20 protein-coding genes are annotated in these 23,253 nt (G+C 58.6%); 4 read left to right on the top strand and 16 right to left on the bottom strand.

Annotated features, from left to right (window positions below; translation table 11 throughout):
- Positions 1–72: 72 nt before the first annotated feature.
- From ACYZT6_RS16410 to ACYZT6_RS16360, 11 genes are all read right to left on the bottom strand, one after another.
- The gene (locus ACYZT6_RS16410) at positions 73–747 is read right to left on the bottom strand and encodes a NuoB/complex I 20 kDa subunit family protein (protein ID WP_010458867.1); all 675 of its coding nucleotides are present in this window, start codon (positions 745–747) and stop codon (positions 73–75) included.
- Positions 748–757: 10 nt separating this feature from the next.
- Positions 758–1,171 (bottom strand): NADH-quinone oxidoreductase subunit A, encoded by a 414-nt coding sequence (locus ACYZT6_RS16405; RefSeq protein WP_003223812.1) that lies wholly within the window; start codon positions 1,169–1,171, stop codon positions 758–760.
- A gap of 629 nt (positions 1,172–1,800) precedes the next feature.
- Positions 1,801–3,126 carry an isocitrate lyase gene (aceA, locus tag ACYZT6_RS16400; protein WP_461954783.1) on the bottom strand — a complete coding sequence of 442 codons (1,326 nt, stop codon included), beginning with the start codon at positions 3,124–3,126 and terminating at the stop codon, positions 1,801–1,803.
- 507 nt (positions 3,127–3,633) lie between these two features.
- The gene (locus ACYZT6_RS16395) at positions 3,634–4,395 is read right to left on the bottom strand and encodes a secretin N-terminal domain-containing protein (protein ID WP_462027805.1); all 762 of its coding nucleotides are present in this window, start codon (positions 4,393–4,395) and stop codon (positions 3,634–3,636) included.
- 234 nt (positions 4,396–4,629) lie between these two features.
- Positions 4,630–5,055, bottom strand: a complete 426-nt coding sequence (locus tag ACYZT6_RS16390; RefSeq protein ID WP_462027804.1) for a GNAT family N-acetyltransferase — start codon at positions 5,053–5,055, stop codon at positions 4,630–4,632.
- Positions 5,048–6,217, bottom strand: coding sequence for a ribosomal protein uL16 3-hydroxylase (locus ACYZT6_RS16385; RefSeq protein WP_462027803.1), 1,170 nt, complete (start codon positions 6,215–6,217; stop codon positions 5,048–5,050). Before ACYZT6_RS16385 ends, ACYZT6_RS16390 begins: the two co-directional genes overlap by 8 nt.
- An 86-nt stretch (positions 6,218–6,303) precedes the next feature.
- Positions 6,304–7,674 (bottom strand): adenylosuccinate lyase, encoded by a 1,371-nt coding sequence (gene purB / locus ACYZT6_RS16380; RefSeq protein WP_109629430.1) that lies wholly within the window; start codon positions 7,672–7,674, stop codon positions 6,304–6,306.
- A gap of 127 nt (positions 7,675–7,801) precedes the next feature.
- Positions 7,802–8,425, bottom strand: coding sequence for a high frequency lysogenization protein HflD (gene hflD, locus ACYZT6_RS16375; RefSeq protein ID WP_309674959.1), 624 nt, complete (start codon positions 8,423–8,425; stop codon positions 7,802–7,804).
- Positions 8,422–9,546, bottom strand: a complete 1,125-nt coding sequence (mnmA, locus tag ACYZT6_RS16370; RefSeq protein ID WP_462027802.1) for a tRNA 2-thiouridine(34) synthase MnmA — start codon at positions 9,544–9,546, stop codon at positions 8,422–8,424. The genes hflD and mnmA overlap by 4 nt, the downstream gene beginning before the upstream one ends.
- 59 nt (positions 9,547–9,605) lie before the next feature.
- A complete protein-coding gene (locus tag ACYZT6_RS16365) occupies positions 9,606–10,052 on the bottom strand; it encodes an NUDIX hydrolase (protein WP_462027801.1) in 447 nt (148 codons plus the stop codon).
- 179 nt (positions 10,053–10,231) lie between these two features.
- On the bottom strand, positions 10,232–12,457 hold the full coding sequence (locus ACYZT6_RS16360) for an NADP-dependent isocitrate dehydrogenase (protein WP_462027800.1): 2,226 nt from the start codon (positions 12,455–12,457) through the stop codon (positions 10,232–10,234).
- Positions 12,458–12,964: 507 nt separating this feature from the next.
- On the opposite strand from ACYZT6_RS16360, the gene icd reads away from it, so the two are divergent.
- A complete protein-coding gene (gene icd / locus ACYZT6_RS16355; RefSeq protein WP_461954776.1) occupies positions 12,965–14,221 on the top strand; it encodes an NADP-dependent isocitrate dehydrogenase in 1,257 nt (418 codons plus the stop codon).
- Between the two features lie 81 nt (positions 14,222–14,302).
- On the opposite strand, the gene cspD is transcribed toward icd, so the two are convergent.
- Positions 14,303–14,593 carry a cold shock domain-containing protein CspD gene (cspD, locus tag ACYZT6_RS16350; protein WP_462027799.1) on the bottom strand — a complete coding sequence of 97 codons (291 nt, stop codon included), beginning with the start codon at positions 14,591–14,593 and terminating at the stop codon, positions 14,303–14,305.
- A 224-nt stretch (positions 14,594–14,817) separates the two neighbouring features.
- Between cspD and clpS the strand changes: the two genes are divergently transcribed.
- Together clpS and clpA are read left to right on the top strand one after the other, a co-directional pair.
- Positions 14,818–15,201 carry an ATP-dependent Clp protease adapter ClpS gene (clpS, locus tag ACYZT6_RS16345; RefSeq protein WP_461974874.1) on the top strand — a complete coding sequence of 128 codons (384 nt, stop codon included), beginning with the start codon at positions 14,818–14,820 and terminating at the stop codon, positions 15,199–15,201.
- A gap of 30 nt (positions 15,202–15,231) precedes the next feature.
- Entirely contained in the window at positions 15,232–17,502 is a 2,271-nt protein-coding gene (gene clpA, locus ACYZT6_RS16340; protein ID WP_007946437.1) for an ATP-dependent Clp protease ATP-binding subunit ClpA, read from the top strand.
- A 233-nt stretch (positions 17,503–17,735) separates the two neighbouring features.
- Here the strand turns inward: clpA and infA are convergent, their stop codons facing one another.
- From infA to trxB, 4 genes are all read right to left on the bottom strand, one after another.
- Positions 17,736–17,954 carry a translation initiation factor IF-1 gene (infA, locus tag ACYZT6_RS16335; RefSeq protein ID WP_002553999.1) on the bottom strand — a complete coding sequence of 73 codons (219 nt, stop codon included), beginning with the start codon at positions 17,952–17,954 and terminating at the stop codon, positions 17,736–17,738.
- Positions 17,955–18,054: 100 nt separating this feature from the next.
- Positions 18,055–18,762: an arginyltransferase gene (locus ACYZT6_RS16330; protein ID WP_462027798.1), complete on the bottom strand. Its 708-nt coding sequence runs from the start codon at positions 18,760–18,762 to the stop codon at positions 18,055–18,057.
- Between the two features lie 57 nt (positions 18,763–18,819).
- On the bottom strand, positions 18,820–19,500 hold the full coding sequence (aat, locus tag ACYZT6_RS16325; protein ID WP_461974870.1) for a leucyl/phenylalanyl-tRNA--protein transferase: 681 nt from the start codon (positions 19,498–19,500) through the stop codon (positions 18,820–18,822).
- A gap of 64 nt (positions 19,501–19,564) precedes the next feature.
- Positions 19,565–20,524, bottom strand: coding sequence for a thioredoxin-disulfide reductase (gene trxB, locus ACYZT6_RS16320; protein ID WP_462027797.1), 960 nt, complete (start codon positions 20,522–20,524; stop codon positions 19,565–19,567).
- Positions 20,525–20,831: 307 nt separating this feature from the next.
- Between trxB and ACYZT6_RS16315 the strand changes: the two genes are divergently transcribed.
- The gene (locus ACYZT6_RS16315) at positions 20,832–23,240 is read left to right on the top strand and encodes a DNA translocase FtsK (protein WP_462027796.1); all 2,409 of its coding nucleotides are present in this window, start codon (positions 20,832–20,834) and stop codon (positions 23,238–23,240) included.
- Positions 23,241–23,253: the final 13 nt, after the last annotated feature.

Genomic DNA, 23,253 nt, shown 5'->3' with positions numbered 1-23,253 from the left:
GGTTATTTATCGCTTTCGGTCAACGTAAAGAATGAAGCCAGTGTCTCGTTCTATTAAAGAAGCAGAGCTGGATCAGACTTCGTCGGGGCTGCGCAGGTTGGTGACTGCGATTCGCTGTTCGCGGCGCTGTTCCTTTTGCGAAGGCATCTCGGCGCGGTAAACGCCTTGATCGCCGACGACCCAGGAAAGCGGACGACGCTCCTGTCCAATCGACTCTTGCAAGAGCATCAAGCCTTGCAGAAAAGCTTCAGGACGGGGCGGGCAGCCAGGCACGTAGACGTCCACGGGCAGGAACTTGTCCACCCCTTGAACGACAGAGTAGATGTCGTACATGCCACCGGAGTTGGCGCACGAACCCATGGAGATAACCCATTTAGGTTCGAGCATTTGCTCGTAGAGACGCTGAATGATCGGCGCCATCTTGATGAAGCAGGTACCGGCGATAACCATGAAATCCGCCTGGCGCGGCGATGCCCGGATAACCTCGGCGCCAAAACGCGCGATGTCGTGGGGCGCCGTGAAGGCGGTGGTCATTTCCACGTAGCAGCACGAAAGACCGAAGTTATACGGCCACAGGGAGTTCTTGCGCCCCCAGTTGACGGTGCCGTTAAGCACGTCTTCGAGCTTGCCCATGAAAATGTTTTTGTGAACTTGATCTTCTAACGGATCGGAAACGGTTTCCCGCTCGCCAATCGGATACTGCTCGTTAGGAGCATCGGGGTCGATCCTGGTGAGATTGTATTGCATTGCCAAAGCCTCATTGTTTCAGCTTCGCCTGCCGCTTGCGACGAGCTTCCGGAGCCCAGTCAAGGGCGCCCACTCGGAACAGGTAGACAAGACCTGCCAACAGAATTGCTATGAAAACGAGAGCTTCGACGAATCCGGTCCAGCCGCTTTCGCGGACGGACACAGACCAGGCAAAGAGAAAGAGGGCTTCGATATCGAAGATCACGAAGAGCATCGCGACCAGATAGAATTTGGCTGAGAGCCGCAAGCGGGCGCCACCTGTAGGTAGCATGCCGGACTCGAACGGTTCGTTTTTGCTGCGGCCCCAGGCTTTTGACCCGAGGAGGCTGGAGACGCCGAGCATGAAGGCGCAAAGGCCGACGACGCCCAGAAGGAAAATGGCAAAGCCCCAGTTGTGGGCCATGAGTCCTGTCGCTTCGGGCATGCTGGAAATCCTTAACAGAGAGCAAAGGTCTCTGAGCTTGAAAAAGAAACAACGCAGTGACGATATGTCGCAGCAATCAATCCCGCTGATTTTATGGCACAACACGGTGCAAGTAAAATTCCTATAGCGAAATTATTTATAGGAATAAGGACATAGCGTGCCTCCAAAGTCCCGCGGCCCATGCGTTGCGGGCATTAGCCGGGTTTTCACCAATATTGTTTTGTAGGGAATGTAACGAACATAGTTACGGCTAAATGATAATCAATATTGTTTGCGATGGTTTTTAAACTGTTTAACGGGCGGGTGAGTGGGAAGTTGTCTTATATAGCTGTTATTTCAAGTAGCGGCGACGCACGTTTTACCGCTTTTTTCTGATCGTGATGCCGCTCTGGATCAATGTTTTTTGAGTGCGCAGCCCACCCCGTAGGAGCGAGGCTTGCCCGCGAAGAACGATGACGCGGTATCCCTGTGGCACCGCGGCGTATTCTTCGCGGGCAAGCCTCGCTCCTACAGGTATTGGGTGAATCGCAGGCAAAAAAACGCCCCGAACCAGTCGGGGCGTCAGATGTGCGGCGTTGCAGTTAGCTTTCTACTCGGTCCACAACGGCCGTTAGCTCAGGCGAAGCAGATCAGTGGAACTGTTCTTCTTCAGTCGAACCGGTCAGCGCGGTCACCGAAGACGAGCCACCTTGAATCACGGTGGTCATGTCGTCGAAGTAGCCGGTGCCCACTTCCTGCTGGTGAGCGACGAAGGTGTAACCCTTGGAGGCGTCAGCGAATTCCTGCTCTTGCAGCTTCACGTAGGCAGTCATGTCGTTGCGGGCGTAGTCGTGCGCCAGGTTGAACATGCTGTGCCACATGTTGTGAATGCCGGCCAGGGTGATGAACTGGTGCTTGTAACCCATGGCGGACAGTTCGCGCTGGAACTTGGCGATGGTCGCGTCGTCCAGGTTTTTCTTCCAGTTGAAGGAAGGCGAGCAGTTGTAAGACAGCAGTTGGTCCGGGTATTCCTTTTTGATCGCTTCGGCGAAGCGACGAGCCTCGTCCAGGTCCGGCTTGGCGGTTTCGCACCAGATCAGGTCGGCGTACGGAGCGTAAGCCAGGCCGCGGGAGATGGCCTGGTCGAGACCAGCGCGCACTTTGTAGAAACCTTCCTGAGTACGTTCGCCAGTCACGAACTCTTTGTCGTACGGGTCGCAATCGGAAGTCAGCAGGTCAGCCGCGTTAGCATCGGTACGCGCCAGAATGATGGTCGGCGTACCGGCAACGTCAGCCGCCAGGCGAGCAGCGGTCAGCTTCTGTACAGCTTCCTGGGTAGGAACCAGTACCTTGCCGCCCATGTGGCCGCATTTTTTCACGGAAGCCAGTTGGTCTTCGAAGTGAACGCCGGCGGCGCCTGCTTCGATCATGCTCTTCATCAGCTCGTAAGCGTTCAGAACGCCGCCGAAACCGGCTTCAGCGTCAGCCACGATTGGTGCGAAGTAGTCGATGTAACCTTCGTCGCCCGGGCCTTTGCCGGCTTTCCACTGGATCTGGTCAGCACGACGGAACGAGTTGTTGATGCGCTTGACCACGGTTGGAACCGAATCCACCGGGTACAGCGACTGGTCCGGATACATCGATTCGGCGGAGTTGTTGTCCGCAGCAACCTGCCAGCCCGACAGGTAGATCGCCTGGATACCGGCTTTGACTTGTTGTACAGCCTGGCCGCCGGTCAGGGCGCCCATGCAGTTGACGAAATCTTTATCAGGACGGAAGGATGGCTTGGCGCCCTGGGTAACCAGGTTCCACAGCTTCTCGGCGCCCAGTTTTGCAAAGGTGTGCTCAGGTTGAACCGAGCCGCGCAGGCGGACGACGTCAGCAGCGGAGTAAGCGCGTGTCACGCCTTTCCAGCGTGGGTTTTCAGCCCAATCTTTTTCGAGGGCTGCAATTTGCTGTTCGCGTGTCAGTGCCATGGAGATAAACCTCGTCGCGTCTTTAATCGAAAGTGGTTCCGGGTGGACAATTCCTGCGTGCCAGTTACGCGTAAAAGGGCGTAAAAGGCTGCTCGCTGACCAGAAGCTTAGGTGGTCAAGTCGGATTCGGCGGGGATGGCGACGGGATGAACGATGGGCTCGAGGGGAAGTGAGCAGGTAAGGGCGAACTGGCGAGCGCATTCGGGCGTCGTGGGCCTTTATACGAACTTCAGTGTGGAGCCGGGTTACCTAATTACGCTTCCGTCCCTCGGGACAACTTCGTTCCAGTCGGCAACCTCGTCAAACACACCTTGTGGGCGGTACAGACACGAAACGGCTCACGGGGTAGATGCGAGCAGCGTCTCGAAGGCCCTTGCCAGGGCCCCTGATTAGCGGGAGCGAGGCCATCATGCCTTTGCTTTTTTCCATCGTCAAACGTTTTGTAGTGCTTTTTTTCAGGCACTACATCTTTGGTCTAACAAGACTAATCAGTCAGTTTTCGGTGGTTTAGTCCAAAGTATCGACTTTCACCCGCAGGGTCATGTCATCCCGGCCCTGAGTCGAGTGGCTGCGGGTCAGGCCCTGTATGTCGGCCTGAGTCTGGCGGTTCACACCGGCCAGAGTGATCCACTCGCCCAGCCGTCCCGTGACAGTTGTGTCGGTACTTTGCACATTCACTACATCGGGACGTTCCTGGCTCACCCGGTCACGGTTGGTACTGATCGACAGGTGGACGATGTCGCCGGTGACGCTGGCGGTGACGTAGAAGCCTTGGGTGACGTTGCGGTATTCCGTCTGGCTGCGCAGATCGCCGTAGGAGTCGGTCTGGCTGCTGGTGAGCGGCACGCTTTGGCCGACCTGAATCAGTGCCGGTGCCCCCTCGCTGGTCTGAATCTGCTGGATGCCGCCATCGCGGCTGTCGGTGCTGCGATTGATGATTCGCGTCTGGCTTGGCTTGGCGCCGTTCACTGAATAACCCTGGTCGCCCTGGAAGTTGTTTTCGTTGGTGTCGACGGTGATCAGCAGGCGCTTGGCGGCAACATCGAGTTGAGTAACAAGGGCCTTAAGTTCGTCGATCTTGCGCTGATCGGCATTGACGATCAGTTGATTGCCGTAGGCGCTGACCTGGCCGTCCTTGCCGATGAAATCCTGCGCCATCGGCAGCATATCGGCGCTGGTGCGGTAGTTCAGGGGCACGATCTCGGTGGCTGCGGTGACTGAAAAACTGCAGGTCAGCAGCAGCGTGGTGAGCAGGGTGCGTAGGGACATATCCGTTATCTCCGACATCTTGAAGTGTTGATATTGCCAGTTTGTCGGCCCGGCGTGGGGCAAGTTGAATCGCAGAAAGCAAAACGCCCCGGCATCGGAGGATGGCGGGGCGTTTTGTGGTGTTCTTCATGGCCTTGTGGTGAGGGGGCTTGCCCCCGTTGGGCTGCGTAGCAGCCCTGAAATCTTGGGGCCACTGCGCGACCCAACGGGGGCAAGCCCCCTCACCACAGGAAATCAAGCCGAATGACGCACCATGTCCACATGCGGAATCCCGGCTTCCAGGAATTCCTCACTGACCAGGCTGAAGCCCAGGCGCTCATAAAACGCCGTGGCCTGGACCTGTGCGCTCAGCATCTGCTGCTTCAGCCCGCGCGCCTCGGCTTCACCGATCACCGCGTGCATCAGCGCATCCCCAACCTTCAAGCCGCGCCAGTCTTTCAGTACCGACACCCGACCGATGTGACCATCGGGCAGCAGGCGCGCGGTGCCAATTGGAAAGTCGCCCTCAAAGGCCAGGAAATGCACCGCCGTAGCGTCATCGGCATCCCATTCCAGCTCGGGTGGAACGCATTGCTCGGCAATGAACACCGTCTCACGAATGCGCCGGATCTCGGCGATGTCCTTCTGCCAGTCTGCGACACGTACGTGAATTTTATTCATCGGCAAACCCCAGGCTGCCTTGCTTGATCAGTTCGCACAGCAGGCCGCGACCGTCTTCATCGCTCAGCCAGTCGCCCAGGTTGTCGGTGTGCAGCGAGTCTGCAGCGCAGATCAGTTTCAGCAGCTCACGCAGCTTGCCCGGCAGGTAACGGCTCTGGCCGCTGGCGAACAGCAGCAGGTCGTCATCGACTTCGGACCAGGCCAGGCGTGCGCTCGGGTTGCGGATCAGTATCGCGCCTTGTTCCAGGCTGGCGAGCAAATCGTCTTCTTCGATTTCTTCCGGGCCCACCACCAGTTCCGGGTAGCGCGGTTCAGTCATGTACTGGCCGAACCAGGTCAGCAACAGGCGCTCGTCGCTCATGTGCTCGGCCAGCAGGCTTTTCAAGCGATCAAGGGCGTCGTGCTGGATCTGATGCGGATCGACCGCCGGCAGCGCGTCGGCATCGGTGTAGCGCTCTTCGTCGGTCAGGAACTGGCTGAGGAAGTCGGTGAAGTGGGTCAGCACTTCAGCGGCGCTCGGTGCGCGGAAACCGACCGAGTACGTCAGACAGTCATCGACGGCCACACCGCAGTGGGACAGGCGCGGCGGCAGGTAAAGCATGTCGCCCGGTTCCAGTACCCACTCATCGGTGGCTTCGAAATCAGCGAGAATGCGCAGGTCGGCATGTGGCAGCAGCGGGCTCTCGGAATCGCACATCTGGCCGATTTTCCAGTTGCGCTTGCCATGGCCCTGCAGCAGGAACACGTCGTAGTTGTCGAAGTGCGGACCGACGCTGCCACCTGGGGCGGCAAAGCTGATCATCACGTCGTCGACGCGCCAGCTCGGCAGGAAGCGGAAGTTCTCCAGCAGCTCAGCGACTTCTGGTACGAACTGGTCAACGGCTTGAACCAGCAGGGTCCAGTCGCGTTCCGGCAGTTTGCTGAATTCGTCTTCGGCGAACGGGCCGCGGCGCAATTCCCAAGGACGCTCGCCGTTCTCGATCACCAGGCGCGACTCGACTTCTTCTTCCAGCGCCAGGCCGGCCAGTTCGTCGGCGTCGATCGGGCTTTCGAATTCAGGAATCGCCTGACGGATCAGCAGGGGTTTTTTCTGCCAGTAGTCGCGCAGGAACTCGCGCGCCGTGATGCCGCCCAGAAGTTGAAGAGGAATGTCAGGATTCATGTGTAACCTATTGAAAAAATGCACTTTTCAGACGGGAATAAAAACGCCCGGCGCTGCCGGGCGTCTCAAACGGTTAAAGCGGTCGATCAGATGCGTTTGGCTTGTGCCACGGCATTGCCGATGTAGTTCGCCGGGGTAAGCAATTTCAGCTCGGCCTTGGCGGCGGCTGGCATGTCCAGGCCGTCGATGAAAGTTTGCAGCGCTTCAGGGCTGATGCCCTTGCCGCGGGTCAACTCTTTCAGCTTTTCGTACGGGTTTTCGATGTTGTAGCGACGCATCACGGTCTGGATCGGCTCGGCCAATACTTCCCAGCACGCGTCCAGGTCAGCAGCGATCTTCTGAGCGTTGAGCTCCAGTTTGCTGATGCCTTTGAGGCTCGCTTCGTACGCGATTACGCTGTGGGCGAAGCCGACACCGAGGTTGCGCAGCACGGTGGAGTCGGTCAGGTCACGCTGCCAGCGGGAGATCGGCAGTTTGCTCGCCAGGTGCTGGAACAGTGCGTTGGCGATACCCAGGTTGCCTTCGGAGTTTTCGAAGTCGATCGGGTTGACCTTGTGCGGCATGGTCGACGAACCGATTTCGCCAGCGATGGTGCGCTGCTTGAAATAACCCAGGGAAATGTAGCCCCAGATGTCGCGGTCGAAGTCGATCAGGATGGTGTTGAAGCGTGCGATCGCGTCGAACAGCTCGGCAATGTAGTCGTGCGGTTCGATTTGCGTGGTGTATGGGTTGAAGCCCAGGCCCAGTTCGTCTTCGATGAAGGCGCGGGCGTTTTCTTCCCAGTCGATCTCAGGGTAGGCCGACAGGTGAGCGTTGTAGTTGCCGACAGCGCCGTTGATCTTGCCCAGCAGCGGAACGGCAGCGACCTGAGCGATTTGACGCTCCAGACGGTAAACCACGTTCGCCAGCTCTTTGCCCAGGGTGGTCGGCGAAGCCGGTTGACCGTGGGTGCGCGACAGCATTGGCACGTCAGCGAAACGGATGGCCAGTTCGCGGATGGCGTCGCAGGTCTGGCGCATCAGTGGCAGCATCACGTCATCACGGCCTTCGCGCAGCATCAAGGCGTGGGACAGGTTGTTGATGTCCTCGCTGGTGCAGGCAAAGTGGATGAATTCGCTGACCTTGGCCAGTTCCGGCAGCTTGGCTGCCTGCTCCTTGAGCAGGTATTCGATGGCTTTGACGTCGTGGTTGGTGGTGCGCTCGATCTCTTTGACACGCTCGGCGTGCTCCAGAGCGAAGTTGTCCGCCAGGGTGTTCAGCACAGCGTTGGCTTCGGCGGAGAACGCCGGCACTTCGCTGATGCCAGGGTGAGCGGCCAGGCGCTGGAGCCAGCGCACTTCAACCAGAACGCGAGCACGGATCAGGCCGTACTCGCTGAAAATTGGGCGCAGGGCCTGGGTTTTGCCGGCGTAGCGGCCGTCAACAGGGGAAACCGCAGTGAGCGAAGAAAGCTGCATGGGGTGTTCTCGGACAGTCGGGCAACGAAATGGGGCGCGTATCATACATGAAAAAATCCGCCGGTCCGTTGCCAACTGACCAGCGTATTACGCGTTACTGACTATAAAGCGGTGTGGCGGGCGCGGTTCAGCTGCTGCGCATCAGCGGGTAAAGCTCTTTAAGCAACTTGCGACGGCTGATCACCAGCTGCCAGCGATGACCGCCCAACTGCCGCCACAGGCGCGCGGAACGAATCCCGGCCAGCAACAGGGCACGGATTTTCGACGCGTTGCTCGGTTGCTGCAGGTTGCGCATGTCGCCGTGGACCTGAATTCGTTGGCGCAAGGTGCTCAGGGTGTCCTGGTACAGGGCACCGCAGGCCGCAATCACGTTTTCGTGCGCCGGGCCGAAGTGTTCGACCTGGGATTGAATCTGCGGCAAACGCTTCCCGATCTCGTCGAGCATGTCGTTGCGCTTGGCCAGTTGACGCTCGAGACCGAGCATCGCCAGTGCGTAACGCAGCGGTTCGCGCTGCAGGGTGCTCGGGTCGCGTTCCAGGGCGCCGATCAATGCGCGATAGCCTTCGCGCAGATTGATATCGTCGCCGCCGTACACTTCCAGGGTGTCCTTGGGGTCGCGGATCAGCAGGCTGCCGAGCATGCAGGTCAGGCCGGCTTCGGTGGTCTGGCCGGTCTTGGCAATCTTGTCGACGAGGACGGCGGCGAGAAACACGCCGCCCAGCGCCGTCAGTTGCTCCTGAGTGGGGTTCATGCCTTGCTGCTCCATGGCTCTGCGACTTCAATCACGCCGCCGCCCAGGCAGATTTCACCGTCGTAGAACACCACGGACTGGCCCGGGGTGACCGCGCGTTGCGGGTCATCGAAGGTCGCCCGATAACCGGTGGCGGTTTTTTCCAGCGTGCACGGCTGATCGCTTTGGCGATAACGGACTTTGGCGGTCAGCTTGCGTGGCTCGGTCAGATCGATCGGGTTGACCCAATAAATGTCCGAAGCGAGCAGGGCGCGGGAGAACAGGTAGGGGTGGTCATTGCCCTGGCCCACGATCAGCTCGTTGTGCTCCAGGTCCTTGATCAGCACGTACCACGGCTCGTCGCCGGCGTCTTTCAAGCCGCCGATGCCCAGGCCCTGACGCTGGCCGATGGTGTGATACATCAAGCCGTGGTGGCGGCCGATGACTTCACCTTCGGTGGTCTTGATCTCGCCCGGCTGGGCCGGCAGGTACTGCTTGAGGAAGTCGCTGAAGCGGCGTTCGCCAATAAAGCAGATTCCGGTGGAGTCCTTTTTCTTCGCGGTGGCCAGATCGTGCTTCTCGGCAATCGCGCGGACTGCGGGTTTCGCCAGCTCGCCGACCGGGAACAGGGTCTTGGCGATCTGTTCACCGCCGACGGCGTGCAAGAAGTAGCTCTGGTCCTTGTTCGGGTCCAGGCCCTTGAGCAGTTCGGTGCGGCCATCGATATCGCGGCGACGCACGTAGTGACCGGTGGCGATCAGGTCGGCGCCGAGCATCATGGCGTAGTCGAGGAACGCTTTGAACTTGATCTCGCGGTTGCACAGGATGTCCGGGTTCGGCGTGCGACCGGCTTTGTATTCGGCCAGGAAATGCTCGAACACGTTGTCCCAGTACTCGGCGGCGAAGTTGGCGGTGTGCAGCTTGATGCCAATCTTGTCGCACACGGCCTGAGCATCCGTCAGGTCGTCCATGGCGGTGCAGTATTCCGTTCCATCGTCTTCTTCCCAGTTCTTCATGAACAGGCCTTCCACCTCATAACCCTGCTCGATCAGCAGGAGAGCGGAAACGGAAGAGTCCACGCCGCCGGACATGCCGACAATGACGCGCTTCTTTTGTGTGTCAGAAGGGGCTGGATCACGCATAGGGATTCAATGAGTGTCTTGAAAAAGGACGCGATTCTAACAGGCCGAAGCCCGCAAGGCTAAAGAGAAGGGCGGATCAGTTCGAGACCGAAGTGTTTACCGTCCAGATAATCATCGATGCAACGGATGATCAGCTCACTGCGCCAGTTTGCGCGCTGTGCCAGCAGTTCGTCACGGGTTAGCCATTTGGCGCCGACAATGCCGTCGTCCAGCTGATAATCCGGGTGATGCTTGATGGCTTTGGCGATGAAGCAAACCCTTTGGTAAGTCACGCCATTGCTCGGGGCGGTATAGAGATAGATGCCCACGACGCCGGTCGGCTCGACGTCCCAGCCGGTTTCCTCGAGGGTTTCGCGCACGGCGGCGTCGATCAGGGTTTCGTCCGGGTCGAGGTGGCCGGCGGGCTGATTGAGCACCGTTCGTCCGTGCTTGGTTTCTTCGACCATCAGGAAGCGGCCGTTGTCTTCGACGATGGTGGCGACGGTGATGTGGGGTTTCCAGTCCATAGATAGATCCTTGGTGGTCAATCTGTAGGAGCGAGGCTTGCCCGCGAAAGCGGTGGGTCAGTCAGCACAATGTTGAATGATAAATCGCATTCGCGGGCAAGCCTCGCTCCTACAGGGGGAGGAGATCAAAAACACAAACCCCGGCACGAGGCCGGGGTTTGTGATGTTCCCTTACAACCTTAAACCAGCGCAGCAATCGCGGTGTTGAAGGTGTTGCTCGGGCGCATGGCCTTGCTGATCAGTTCGGCATTGGCGTGGTAGTAACCGCCGATGTCCACTGGCTTGCCCTGAACGGCGTTGAGCTCGGCAACGATGGTTGCTTCGTTCTCGGTCAGGGTCTTGGCCAGTTGGCCGAACTGCGCTTGTAGTGCAGTGTCTTCGGTCTGGGCCGCCAGGGCTTGAGCCCAGTACAGCGCCAGGTAGAAGTGGCTGCCGCGGTTGTCGATGTTGCCGACTTTGCGCGATGGCGACTTGTTGTTGTCCAGGAACTGGCCGGTGGCCTGATCCAGAGTCTTGGCCAGAACCAGCGCTTTCGGGTTGTTGTAAGTAACACCCAAATGCTCAAGGGAGGCGGCCAGGGCCAGGAACTCGCCCAGGGAATCCCAGCGCAGGAAGTTTTCTTCCAGCAACTGCTGAACGTGCTTCGGTGCCGAACCGCCAGCGCCGGTTTCGAACAGGCCACCGCCATTCATCAGCGGCACGATCGACAGCATCTTGGCGCTGGTGCCCAGTTCCATGATCGGGAACAGGTCGGTCAGGTAGTCGCGCAGTACGTTGCCGGTCACCGAGATGGTGTCCTTGCCTTCGCGAGTGCGGTCCAGGGTGAACTTCATTGCGTCGACAGGCGCCATGATCTGGATGTCCAGACCGGCAGTGTCGTGATCCTTCAGGTAAGCCTGAACCTTCTCGATCACTACGCCGTCGTGGGCGCGCATTGGGTCCAGCCAGAAAATTGCTGGCGTGGCGCTTGCACGAGCACGGTTGACGGCGAGTTTGACCCAATCCTGGATCGGCGCGTCTTTGGTCTGGCACATGCGGAAGATGTCGCCGGCTTCAACCGGTTGCTCCAGCAGCAGGCTGCCTTTGCTGTCGGTAACGCGAACAACGCCGTTGGCCTTGATCTGGAAAGTCTTGTCGTGCGAGCCGTACTCTTCGGCTTTCTTCGCCATCAGGCCAACGTTTGGCACGCTGCCCATGGTGGTCGGATCAAAAGCCCCGTTAGCCTTGCAGTCTTCGATCACCGCCTGGTAGATGGTGGCGTAGCAGCGATCCGGGATCACAGCCTTGGTGTCGTGCAGCTGACCGTCAGTGCCCCACATTTTGCCGGAGTCACGGATCATGGCCGGCATCGAGGCGTCGACGATAACGTCGCTCGGCACGTGCAGGTTGGTGATGCCTTTGTCGGAGTTGACCATGGCCAACGACGGACGAACGGCGTAGACCGCCTGGAGGTCCGCTTCGATCTGCGCTTGCTGCTCAGCCGGCAAAGCCTTGATGCGAGCGTACAGGTCGCCGATGCCGTTGTTCAGGTTGAAGCCGACCTGAGCCAGCACGTCAGCGTGCTTGGCCAGCGCGTCTTTATAGAACTCGGCAACGATCTGGCCGAACATGATCGGGTCGGAGACCTTCATCATGGTGGCTTTGAGGTGAACGGACAGCAGCACGCCTTTTTGCTTGGCGTCTTCGATCTCGGCAGCGATGAAGCTGCGCAGAGCGTTTTTGCTCATGACCGCGCAATCGAGGATCTCACCGGCTTGCACGGTGGTTTTTTCTTTCAGGACGGTGGTGGTGCCGTCTTGAGCGATCAGTTCGATTTTGACGGCATCAGCGGCGTCGATCAGGGCGGCTTTTTCGCTGCCGTAGAAATCGCCGGTGCTCATGTGCGCGACGTGGGACTTGGAGTCCGCAGCCCAGGCGCCCATTTTGTGCGGGTGTTTGCGTGCGTAGTTCTTGACCGACAGCGGTGCGCGACGATCGGAGTTGCCTTCGCGCAGAACCGGGTTCACGGCGCTGCCCTTGATCTTGTCGTAACGCGACTTGGCGAGCTTGTCGGCGTCGGTGGTTACGGTTTCCGGGTAGTCCGGCAGTGCGAAGCCGTGGGCTTGCAGCTCTTTGATCGCGGCCTGCAGTTGCGGAACCGAAGCGCTGATGTTCGGCAGCTTGATGATGTTGGCTTCAGGCGTAACGGCCAGGTCGCCCAGTTCGGCGAGGTGGTCGGCTACGGCTTTGTCACCCAATTGCTCGGGGAAGCTGGCCAGGATGCGCCCTGCAAGAGAGATATCGCGGGTTTCCACGGCGATATCAGCGGAGGCGGTGAAAGCCTCTACGATAGGCAACAGTGAATAGGTGGCGAGGGCGGGAGCTTCGTCGGTGAAGGTATAGATGATCTTCGAGCGGGTGGGCATATTCGGATTAACTCTCTCTTCTTTGCTAAAGCGTGCGCAGAAACTCGAGGGGCGCCGGGTAAGCGCGTTCGTTCAAAGTCATCCATGAGCCGAATGTCGAGGTTTCTTTGCGGTGATGTTGGGTGCATCGGTCGAGCGTCAAGCGGGTGGGTTGCGGTACAACCCTGCTTTTTCAGGCCCCAAGCCTTGCCTACTTATTCAGTTGCAGGAAAGGTCGGCCGTCGTGACTCTGTGGTCAGCGGGCGGCATTATACATAGGTAGCTGGCAATCTGCCGATGGTTCATACGTAACGATTCTCGTCCATTGGTCTAAAGGTCGCAGGGGCGAGTGGGGCGTAGAGTCTTGCACCGTGCTTGAGTTTGGCGCTTTTCCCTTTGCTTTCAGGCTTGTACGTCGCGAACTGTGCAGCTTTGCGGCAGATGGATGGAACATAGGGTTTGCGTGCCGATTTAACTGGGGTACGCTCGAACGAAGCCAGATGTTCAATCCAAACAATGGAGTTCAGCATGGGATACAAGAAGATTCAGGTTCCAGCAGTCGGCGACAAAATCACCGTCAACGCGGACCATTCTCTCAATGTTCCTAACAACCCGATCATCCCCTTCATCGAAGGTGATGGTATTGGCGTTGATATCAGCCCGGTCATGATCAAGGTTGTCGATGCTGCTGTTAAGAAGGCTTACGGCGGCGAGCGCAAAATTTCCTGGATGGAAGTCTACGCCGGGGAAAAAGCGACTCAGGTTTACGATCAGGACACCTGGCTGCCTCAGGAAACCCTGGACGCGGTCAAGGATTACGTGGTTTCCATCAAGGGCCCTCTGACCACCCCGGTCGGTGGCGGCATCCGTTCCCTGAACGTGGCCCTGCGTCAGCAACTCGACCTTTATGTGTGCCTGCGCCCGGTGCGTTGGTTCGAAGGCGTGCCTAGCCCGGTCAAAAAGCCAGGCGACGTCGACATGACGATCTTCCGCGAGAACTCGGAAGACATCTACGCCGGCATCGAATGGAAAGCCGGTTCGCCGGAAGCGACTAAGGTCATCAAGTTCCTCAAAGAAGAAATGGGCGTTACCAAGATCCGTTTCGACGAGAACTGCGGTATCGGCGTCAAGCCGGTTTCGTTGCAAGGCACCAAGCGCCTTGCGCGTAAGGCGTTGCAGTATGTGGTCGACAACGATCGCGACTCGCTGACCATCGTGCACAAAGGCAACATCATGAAGTTCACCGAAGGTGCCTTCAAGGAATGGGCCTACGAAGTGGCCGCTGAAGAATTCGGCGCGACCCTGCTCGACGGTGGTCCGTGGATGCAGTTCAAGAACCCGAAAACCGGCAAGAACGTCATCGTCAAAGACGCCATCGCCGACGCCATGCTCCAGCAGATCCTGCTGCGCCCGGCCGAATACGATGTGATCGCGACCCTGAACCTGAACGGCGACTATCTCTCCGACGCCCTGGCGGCGGAAGTGGGTGGTATCGGTATCGCACCGGGTGCCAACCTGTCCGACACCATTGCCATGTTCGAAGCGACCCACGGTACTGCGCCGAAGTACGCCGGCAAGGACCAGGTCAACCCGGGTTCGCTGATCCTGTCCGCAGAGATGATGCTGCGCCACATGGGCTGGACCGAAGCGGCGGATCTGATCATCAAGGGCACCAACGGCGCGATTTCGGCCAAGACCGTGACCTATGACTTCCACCGTTTGATGGAAGGCGCGAAACTGCTGTCGTCCTCTGCGTTCGGTGATGCGCTCATCTCGCACATGTAAGCGAGTTCACGCACGACAAAAACCGCCCGATTCAGTGATCGAATCGGGCGGTTTTTTTATGACTGGATGACGTGTGGCGGTTTACGCCGTAACGGTCTGCTGTGTGGCAGGCGCGGTGACCGGGGCAGCGTCTTCAGGCGCGCCAATATTGATGGCGTGCAGCCCTTTCGGTCCCTGAATGATGTTGAAGGTGACAGCTTGACCGGCTTTCAGGGTTTTATAACCATCCATCTGGATAGCCGAGTAATGGGCGAAAAGATCTTCGCTGTGGCCATCCTCGACGATGAAGCCATAACCCTTGGCGTTGTTAAACCACTTGACCTTACCTTTCGCGGTGCCTTTGATCTTCTCGTTGTCCTTGACGCCTGACATACCCATATCCCTCTGCAACAGACTCCATCACTGGAGTATCATCCAGTACATCCGCAGTCAGATCCTTAAATAAGATTGACTCCGCGGACCTTTTTTACCCACTGTGGGCTCTATTGGTTGTAACACCGTTTTCCCGATAGTCAAGGTGACCGGGCGGTCGGAGTTGAAATCGTCCCTAGCCGCCCCCACCACTGTATTTGCACAACTGACGAACCTTTCTTTCCATGCATGCAATCAGCCAGATTCGACTAACATTCAATCAGGATCGCCCGGTTCTCCAGAAAGATCACCCGGGGACTCAAGACGACGATTCCGCAGGCATTGCTGTTCAGGAGGCGAAGCCTGCATTACAGGCGCCACCGATGTACAAGGTGGTTTTGTTCAATGATGACTACACACCGATGGATTTCGTCGTCGAAGTGCTCGAGGTGTTTTTTAACCTGAATCGGGAGCTGGCGACCAAGGTCATGTTGGCCGTCCATACAGAAGGACGGGCAGTATGTGGAGTGTTTACCCGCGACATCGCCGAGACTAAGGCCATGCAGGTCAACCAGTACGCCAGGGAAAGCCAGCATCCGCTACTCTGTGAAATCGAGAAGGACGGTTAATCGCCGACCACTTGGGTATGAGGTGAAGCTATGTTAAACCGCGAGCTCGAAGTCACCCTCAATCTTGCCTTCAAGGAGGCTCGTTCGAAGCGTCATGAATTCATGACCGTCGAACACCTCCTGCTGGCCCTATTGGATAATGAGGCTGCCGCCACCGTTTTGCGTGCCTGCGGCGCAAACCTCGACAAACTCAAGCACGATCTGCAGGAGTTCATCGACTCCACCACGCCATTGATCCCCGTTCATGACGAGGATCGCGAAACCCAGCCAACCCTGGGCTTCCAGCGTGTACTGCAACGTGCTGTGTTCCACGTACAGAGCTCGGGCAAACGCGAAGTGACTGGCGCCAACGTGCTGGTCGCCATCTTCAGTGAGCAAGAGAGTCAGGCAGTGTTCCTGCTGAAACAGCAGAGCGTTGCGCGCATTGATGTCGTCAACTACATCGCCCATGGCATTTCCAAAGTGCCGGGGCATGGCGATCACTCTGAAGGTGAGCAAGATATGCAGGACGACGAGGGCGGTGAGTCTTCTTCTTCAGGCAATCCTCTGGATGCTTATGCCAGCAACCTCAACGAACTCGCGCGCCAGGGTCGTATCGACCCATTGGTAGGCCGTGAGCTGGAGGTCGAGCGTGTCGCGCAGATCCTGGCGCGTCGTCGCAAAAACAATCCACTGCTGGTGGGCGAGGCAGGCGTGGGTAAAACCGCGATTGCCGAAGGCCTGGCCAAACGTATTGTCGACAACCAGGTGCCGGACTTGCTGGCCAACAGCGTGGTCTATTCCCTCGATCTGGGCGCCTTGCTGGCCGGGACCAAATACCGTGGCGATTTCGAGAAGCGCTTCAAGGCGCTGCTCAATGAGCTGAAAAAGCGTCCGCAGGCGATCCTGTTCATCGACGAGATCCACACCATCATTGGTGCGGGTGCCGCGTCCGGTGGCGTCATGGATGCCTCGAACCTGCTCAAACCGCTGCTATCGTCGGGCGATATCCGTTGCATCGGTTCGACCACGTTCCAGGAATTCCGCGGGATCTTCGAGAAGGACCGTGCCTTGGCCCGGCGCTTCCAGAAGGTCGATGTGTCGGAGCCTTCGGTGGAAGACACCATCGGCATCCTGCGCGGCCTCAAAGGTCGGTTCGAAGCGCACCACAACATCGAATACAGCGATGAAGCGTTGCGTGCGGCCGCCGAACTGGCCTCACGCTACATCAATGACCGGCACATGCCGGACAAAGCCATCGACGTCATCGACGAGGCCGGCGCTTATCAGCGTCTGCAACCGATCGAGAAACGCGTGAAACGCATCGAAGTGCCTCAGGTCGAGGACATCGTCGCCAAAATCGCGCGGATTCCGCCTAAGCACGTCACCAGCTCCGACAAAGAGCTGCTGCGTAACCTTGAGCGTGACCTGAAGCTGACAGTATTTGGCCAGGATGCCGCCATCGACTCACTGTCGACCGCGATCAAACTGTCCCGTGCCGGCCTCAAGTCGCCTGACAAGCCTGTCGGTTCGTTCCTGTTCGCAGGGCCGACCGGTGTCGGTAAAACCGAAGCGGCGCGTCAGCTGGCCAAGGCGTTGGGCATCGAGCTGGTTCGTTTCGACATGTCCGAGTACATGGAACGCCACACCGTATCGCGTCTGATCGGTGCACCTCCTGGCTATGTCGGGTTTGATCAGGGCGGCCTGCTGACCGAAGCCATCACCAAGCAGCCTCACTGCGTGCTGTTGCTCGATGAAATCGAGAAGGCGCATCCGGAAGTCTTCAACCTGCTGCTGCAAGTCATGGACCACGGTACGCTGACCGATAACAACGGGCGCAAGGCGGATTTCCGTAACGTGATCGTCATCATGACGACCAACGCCGGTGCCGAAACAGCCGCGCGTGCTTCGATCGGTTTCACCCATCAGGACCACTCGTCCGATGCGATGGAAGTGATCAAGAAGAGCTTTACGCCGGAGTTCCGCAACCGTCTGGACACCATTATCCAGTTTGGTCGCCTCAGCCATGAGGTCATCAAAAGCGTGGTGGACAAGTTCCTTACCGAGCTTCAAGCGCAGTTGGAAGACAAGCGCGTGCAGCTGGAAGTGACCGACGCTGCGCGCAGCTGGCTGGCGGCGGGTGGCTACGACTCGGCGATGGGCGCTCGACCAATGGCGCGCTTGATCCAGGACAAGATCAAGCGTCCGCTGGCGGAAGAGATACTCTTCGGCGAATTGGCCGACCATGGCGGTGTGGTACACATCGACCTCAAGGACGGCGAGCTGACCTTCGAGTTCGAAACCACGGCCGAAATGGCCTGACGTTAACCGCGACAAAGCAAAAGGCGCCGAAAGGCGCCTTTTTGCTGTGTGCTGAGTTTTGAGAGATTGGCACATCCCCCCTGTGGGAGCGAGCCTGCTCGCGATGGCGGCGGGTCAGCTTGCATCGATGTTGAATGAAATGCCGCTATCGCGAGCAGGGGATAGTGTTGATCCATCAAATCGCAGACAAACAAAAACGCCCGGCATAAACCGGGCGTTTTGTATTGACTTGATTAGCGAGCGCGGTAAGTGATGCGCCCTTTGCTCAAGTCATAGGGCGTCAGCTCGACGCGCACTTTGTCACCGGTAAGAATACGGATGTAGTTCTTGCGCATCTTGCCGGAGATATGCGCGGTTACGACGTGCCCATTTTCCAACTCCACACGAAACATGGTGTTGGGCAGGGTGTCGACGACAGTGCCTTCCATTTCGAAGCTGTCTTCTTTCGACATGCAGTAAAGCCCTCGGTGTCCAATGAATGGCCCGGTGCAACTGCGCCAGGCAAAAGCGGCGTGCATTGTGCCCGAAAAATGGGGTTTAAGCCAAGGGGTTCTAGTTCAGGATGACCCAGCGCTGATTAATCAGCAGTTCGATAGGGCGATATTGCGTCTTGTAGCTCATCTTTTTGCAGTTTTTGATCCAATAGCCGAGGTAGACCGCTTCCAGCCCAAGACGTCGGGCTTCGCCGATTTGCCAGAGGATCGCGTAGCGACCCAGGCTGCGTCGTTCTTCATCGGGCTCGTAGAAGGTGTAAACCGCCGACAGGCCGTTCGGCAGCAAATCGGTCACGGCGACCGCCAACAGCCGGCCTTCGAGACGAAATTCGTAAAATCGTGAGAACGGCAAGTCTCGCACCAGGAACGTCGCAAACTGGTCGCGACTCGGTGGGTACATGTCGCCATCGGCGTGACGCTGTTCAATGTAGCGCTGATAGAGATCGAAATACTCTTCGCTGAATTGCGGCCTGGCTGGGCGCACTTGCAGGTCGGCGTTGCGCTTGAAGATGCGTTTCTGCTGGCGGTTGGGGGTAAATTGCGCCACGGGGATGCGTGCCGGGACGCACGCATTGCAATTCTGGCAATGAGGCCGGTAGAGATGATCGCCGCTGCGACGAAAACCCATTTCAGACAGGTCTGCGTAGACATGCACATCCATGGGCTGACTAGGGTCGAGGAACAGCGTCGTGGCCTGCTCCTCGGGCAGATAACTGCAAGAGTGGGGTTGAGTGGCATAGAACTTCAAACGCGCCAACTCGGTCATGATCAACCCTCGGGAATTAGCTTTGAATTAAGTGTAAGCCACACGCGCAAAAGTCGCTCAGCAAACCCAGGTTGCGCGGCTGGGTTGATCCAGATGCTGCGCGAGGAAATTGGCGAAGTCGCGCCGAGGAATCGCTCGGGCGCCAAGGCTGTGCAGATGGTCGGTCGGCATCTGGCAGTCGATCAGCACAAAACCAGAGTCTTTCAGATGTCGGACCAAGGTGGCAAAGCCATATTTCGAGGCGTTGTCGGCGCGGCTGAACATCGACTCGCCGAAAAACAGCTGACCCATCGCCAGGCCGTACAGTCCGCCCACCAGCACGCCATCGTCCCAGACCTCGACGGAATGCGCGTAGCCACGCTTGTGCAGTTCGAGATAAGCGGTCTGCATCGCGTCAGTGATCCAGGTCCCGTCGGCATACTCCCGGGGAGCGGCGCAGGCGCTGATGACCGAGGCGAAATCCTGATCAAAGGTCACTTGATAGCGTTGTTGGCGCAACAATTTACTCAGGCTGCGCGAGACATGCAGTTCGTCGGGAAATAACACGGTGCGTGGATCCGGCGACCACCAAAGGATCGGCTGGCCCTCCGAGAACCATGGAAAGCAGCCGTGGCGATAAGCCTGAATCAGACGATCGGCAGACAGATCGCCGCCCGCGGCCAACAGTCCGTTGGGGTCGCGCATGGCTTTTTCCAGCGGCGGGAACGTCAGGGTGTTGCGTTGTAACCAAGTCAGCATGGCATCCGGGCTTGCAGAAGGGGAGGGCGGTGGCGGGCTGGTGAGCCCGCCGTAAAGTGTGCCGTCAAACGGTGGGAATGTCGTCGAGGTATTTCTCCGCATCCAGCGCGGCCATGCAGCCAGCCCCGGCGGAGGTCACGGCTTGGCGGTAAACGTGATCGGCCACGTCGCCGGCGGCGAACACGCCCGGGATCTCGGTGGCCGTGGCGTCGCCTTCGCTGCCGCCCCTGACCAGCAGATAGCCGTCACGCATTTTCAACTGGCCCTCGAACAGATCGGTGTTGGGCTTGTGGCCGATGGCGATGAATACGCCGGCCAGCGCCAATTCACGGGTTTCGCCCGTGTGGCTGTCGCGCAGGCGGGCGCCGGTCACGCCGCTGGCATCGCCCAGCACTTCATCGAGATTCTGATTCCAGTGCAGGCGAATATTACCGTTGGCGGCTTTTTCGAAGAGTTTGTCCTGGAGAATCTTCTCCGAGCGCAACTTGTCGCGTCGGTGGATCAGGTGGACTTCCTTGGCGATGTTCGACAGGTACAGCGCTTCTTCAACCGCGGTATTGCCGCCGCCGACGACAGCGACCACTTGATTGCGATAAAAGAATCCGTCGCAGGTGGCGCAGGCCGAAACCCCTCGGCCGGCAAAGGCTTCTTCCGAAGGCAGCCCCAGGTACTGCGCGGAAGCGCCGGTGGCGATGATCAGTGCGTCGCAGGTGTAAGTGTCGCCATCGCCGATCAACTCGAACGGGCGCTGTTGCAACTTGGCGGTGTGGATATGGTCGTAAACAATCTCTGTGGCAAAGCGCTCGGCGTGTTTTTGCATGCGTTCCATCAGCACCGGGCCGGTGAGGCCTTCGACGTCGCCGGGCCAGTTATCGACTTCGACGGTGGTGGTCAGCTGGCCACCTGCCTGTATGCCGGTGATGACAACGGGTTTGAGGTTGGCGCGTGCGGCATAAACGGCTGCGCTGTATCCGGCGGGGCCGGAACCCAGAATGATCAGGCGGGAATGCTTCGGTTCGCTCATAAAAACACCTCATAAGCCTTTGTCACAAAAGAGAATGCATGCTCAAATTGAACCGCGCGTAACGTGCGTCTGGCTATGCTACACCGAAGGGCTTCAAGCATGGCGTCGGGCGAACAAACCCGTACAATGCCGTCTGTAACAGTGGTTGTAACAAAATTAGCTGTGCGTACCGTGTTTATAAAAACCGGGGTGCAGTGTTAAAAGTAGTCCCAGTTGCGCGTGTTAACTTTTTTACCTGCCTGGATTGGGCAGTTTTTTATAGTCATTCAACAGATGGACGCGCCTTGGGCGCAGGAAAAGAAGCGTTTTGAAGAAATCCACCGCAGCACCCAAAACAGTCGTCGTTCCACTCTGGCGCCAGCACTTGCACTACCGGCTCAAGGAAGGTGCATTGATCGCCATCGGCGGCCTGTGCCTGTTCCTGATGATGGCCTTGTTGACCTATGGCAAGGACGATCCGGGCTGGAGCCATAACAGCAAGATCGACGACGTGCAGAACTTCGGCGGGCCGGTCGGCTCCTACAGCGCTGACATCCTGTTCATGGTGCTGGGTTACTTTGCCTACATCTTCCCGTTGTTACTGGCGATCAAGGCGTATCAGATCTTCCGTCAGCGCCACGAGCAGTGGCAGTGGAGCGGCTGGCTGTTCTCCTGGCGCCTGATCGGCCTGGTGTTTCTGGTGCTGTCGGGCGCGGCCCTGGCGCATATCCATTTCCATGCGGCCACCGGTCTGCCGGCCGGTGCCGGCGGCGCGCTAGGCGAAAGCCTTGGCGACCTGGCCAGGAACGCACTGAACATCCAGGGCAGCACGCTGTTGTTCATCGCGCTGTTCCTGTTCGGCCTGACCGTGTTCACCGACCTGTCGTGGTTCAAGGTGATGGACCTCACCGGCAAGATCACCCTCGACCTGTTCGAACTGTTCCAGGGCGCGGCCAATCGCTGGTGGGCCGCCCGTGTCGAGCGCAAACAACTGGTTGCACAGTTGCGTGAAGTCGACGATCGCGTGCATGACGTGGTCGCCCCGACGGTGACGGACAAGCGCGAGCAAGCCAAGGTCAAGGAACGCCTGATCGAGCGTGAGCAGGCTCTGAGCAAGCACATGTCGGACCGCGAGAAGCAGGTGCCGCCCGTCATCGCGCCAGCACCACCCAAGCCGGCAGCACCGAGCAAGCGCGTGGAGAAAGAGAAACAGGCGCCGTTGTTCGTCGACAGCGCGGTGGAAGGCACCTTGCCGCCGATCTCGATTCTCGACCCGGCCGAAAAGAAACAACTCAACTATTCCCCGGAGTCGCTGGCAGCCGTTGGCCACTTGCTGGAAATCAAGCTCAAGGAATTCGGCGTCGAAGTCTCGGTGGATTCGATCCATCCGGGCCCGGTCATTACGCGTTACGAAATCCAGCCCGCCGCTGGCGTCAAAGTCAGTCGCATCTCCAACCTGGCGAAAGACCTGGCGCGTTCCCTGGCCGTGACCAGCGTTCGTGTGGTGGAAGTGATTCCGGGCAAGACCACCGTCGGTATCGAGATTCCCAACGAAGACCGCCAGATCGTGCGGTTCTCCGAAGTGCTGTCGACGCCTGAGTACGACAACTTCAAGTCGCCGGTCACCCTGGCCCTGGGCCACGACATCGGCGGCAAGCCGGTCATCACTGACCTGGCGAAAATGCCTCACTTGCTGGTGGCCGGTACGACCGGTTCCGGTAAGTCGGTGGGTGTGAACGCGATGATCCTGTCGATCCTGTTCAAGTCCGGCCCGGAAGACGCCAAGCTGATCATGATCGACCCGAAAATGCTTGAGCTGTCGATCTACGAAGGCATTCCGCACTTGCTGTGCCCGGTCGTGACCGACATGAAGGACGCGGCCAACGCCCTGCGCTGGAGCGTGGCGGAGATGGAACGTCGCTACAAACTGATGGCGAAGATGGGCGTACGAAACCTGTCGGGCTTCAACGCCAAGGTCAAGGAAGCCCAGGATGCCGGTACGCCGCTGACTGACCCGTTGTACAAGCGCGAAAGCATTCACGACGAAGCGCCGCTGCTGACCAAGCTGCCGACCATCGTCGTGGTCGTCGACGAATTCGCCGACATGATGATGATCGTCGGCAAGAAGGTCGAAGAACTGATCGCCCGTATCGCCCAGAAGGCCCGTGCGGCCGGTATCCACTTGATCCTCGCGACCCAGCGTCCGTCGGTTGACGTGATTACCGGTCTGATCAAGGCCAACATCCCGACGCGTATGGCGTTCCAGGTGTCGAGCAAGATCGACTCCCGGACGATCATCGACCAGGGCGGCGCCGAACAACTGCTGGGCCACGGTGACATGCTCTACATGCCGCCGGGCACAAGCCTGCCGATCCGTGTCCATGGTGCGTTCGTGTCCGATGACGAGGTTCACCGGGTGGTTGAAGCCTGGAAACTGCGCGGTGCACCGGAATACAACGACGATATCCTGGCCGGTGTTGAAGAGGCCGGCAGCGGTTTCGACGGCGGCAGTGGCGGTGGCGACGAAGACAGCGAATCCGATGCGCTCTACGACGAAGCGGTGCAGTTCGTTCTGGAAAGCCGTCGTGCGTCCATCTCTGCGGTTCAGCGCAAGCTGAAAATTGGCTACAACCGCGCCGCCCGCATGATCGAAGCCATGGAAATGGCCGGGGTCGTGACGTCCATGAATACCAACGGTTCGCGTGAAGTCCTGGCGCCTGGCCCGGTACGCGACTGATTTGATTTGAAAG

This window comes from Pseudomonas sp. RT6P73, assembly GCF_054897715.1.
This window is presented reverse-complemented; position numbering and strand designations above follow the sequence as displayed.

Coding starts and splice junctions, on each gene's coding strand:
- ACYZT6_RS16410 (WP_010458867.1), bottom strand. CDS start 747: ATGCAATACAATCTCACCAGGATCGACCCCGATGCTCCTAACGAGCAG.
- ACYZT6_RS16405 (WP_003223812.1), bottom strand. CDS start 1,171: ATGCCCGAAGCGACAGGACTCATGGCCCACAACTGGGGCTTTGCCATT.
- aceA (WP_461954783.1), bottom strand. CDS start 3,126: ATGGCACTGACACGCGAACAGCAAATTGCAGCCCTCGAAAAAGATTGG.
- ACYZT6_RS16395 (WP_462027805.1), bottom strand. CDS start 4,395: ATGTCCCTACGCACCCTGCTCACCACGCTGCTGCTGACCTGCAGTTTT.
- ACYZT6_RS16390 (WP_462027804.1), bottom strand. CDS start 5,055: ATGAATAAAATTCACGTACGTGTCGCAGACTGGCAGAAGGACATCGCC.
- ACYZT6_RS16385 (WP_462027803.1), bottom strand. CDS start 6,217: ATGAATCCTGACATTCCTCTTCAACTTCTGGGCGGCATCACGGCGCGC.
- purB (WP_109629430.1), bottom strand. CDS start 7,674: ATGCAGCTTTCTTCGCTCACTGCGGTTTCCCCTGTTGACGGCCGCTAC.
- hflD (WP_309674959.1), bottom strand. CDS start 8,425: ATGAACCCCACTCAGGAGCAACTGACGGCGCTGGGCGGCGTGTTTCTC.
- mnmA (WP_462027802.1), bottom strand. CDS start 9,546: ATGCGTGATCCAGCCCCTTCTGACACACAAAAGAAGCGCGTCATTGTC.
- ACYZT6_RS16365 (WP_462027801.1), bottom strand. CDS start 10,052: ATGGACTGGAAACCCCACATCACCGTCGCCACCATCGTCGAAGACAAC.
- ACYZT6_RS16360 (WP_462027800.1), bottom strand. CDS start 12,457: ATGCCCACCCGCTCGAAGATCATCTATACCTTCACCGACGAAGCTCCC.
- icd (WP_461954776.1), top strand. CDS start 12,965: ATGGGATACAAGAAGATTCAGGTTCCAGCAGTCGGCGACAAAATCACC.
- cspD (WP_462027799.1), bottom strand. CDS start 14,593: ATGTCAGGCGTCAAGGACAACGAGAAGATCAAAGGCACCGCGAAAGGT.
- clpS (WP_461974874.1), top strand. CDS start 14,818: ATGCATGCAATCAGCCAGATTCGACTAACATTCAATCAGGATCGCCCG.
- clpA (WP_007946437.1), top strand. CDS start 15,232: ATGTTAAACCGCGAGCTCGAAGTCACCCTCAATCTTGCCTTCAAGGAG.
- infA (WP_002553999.1), bottom strand. CDS start 17,954: ATGTCGAAAGAAGACAGCTTCGAAATGGAAGGCACTGTCGTCGACACC.
- ACYZT6_RS16330 (WP_462027798.1), bottom strand. CDS start 18,762: ATGACCGAGTTGGCGCGTTTGAAGTTCTATGCCACTCAACCCCACTCT.
- aat (WP_461974870.1), bottom strand. CDS start 19,500: ATGCTGACTTGGTTACAACGCAACACCCTGACGTTCCCGCCGCTGGAA.
- trxB (WP_462027797.1), bottom strand. CDS start 20,524: ATGAGCGAACCGAAGCATTCCCGCCTGATCATTCTGGGTTCCGGCCCC.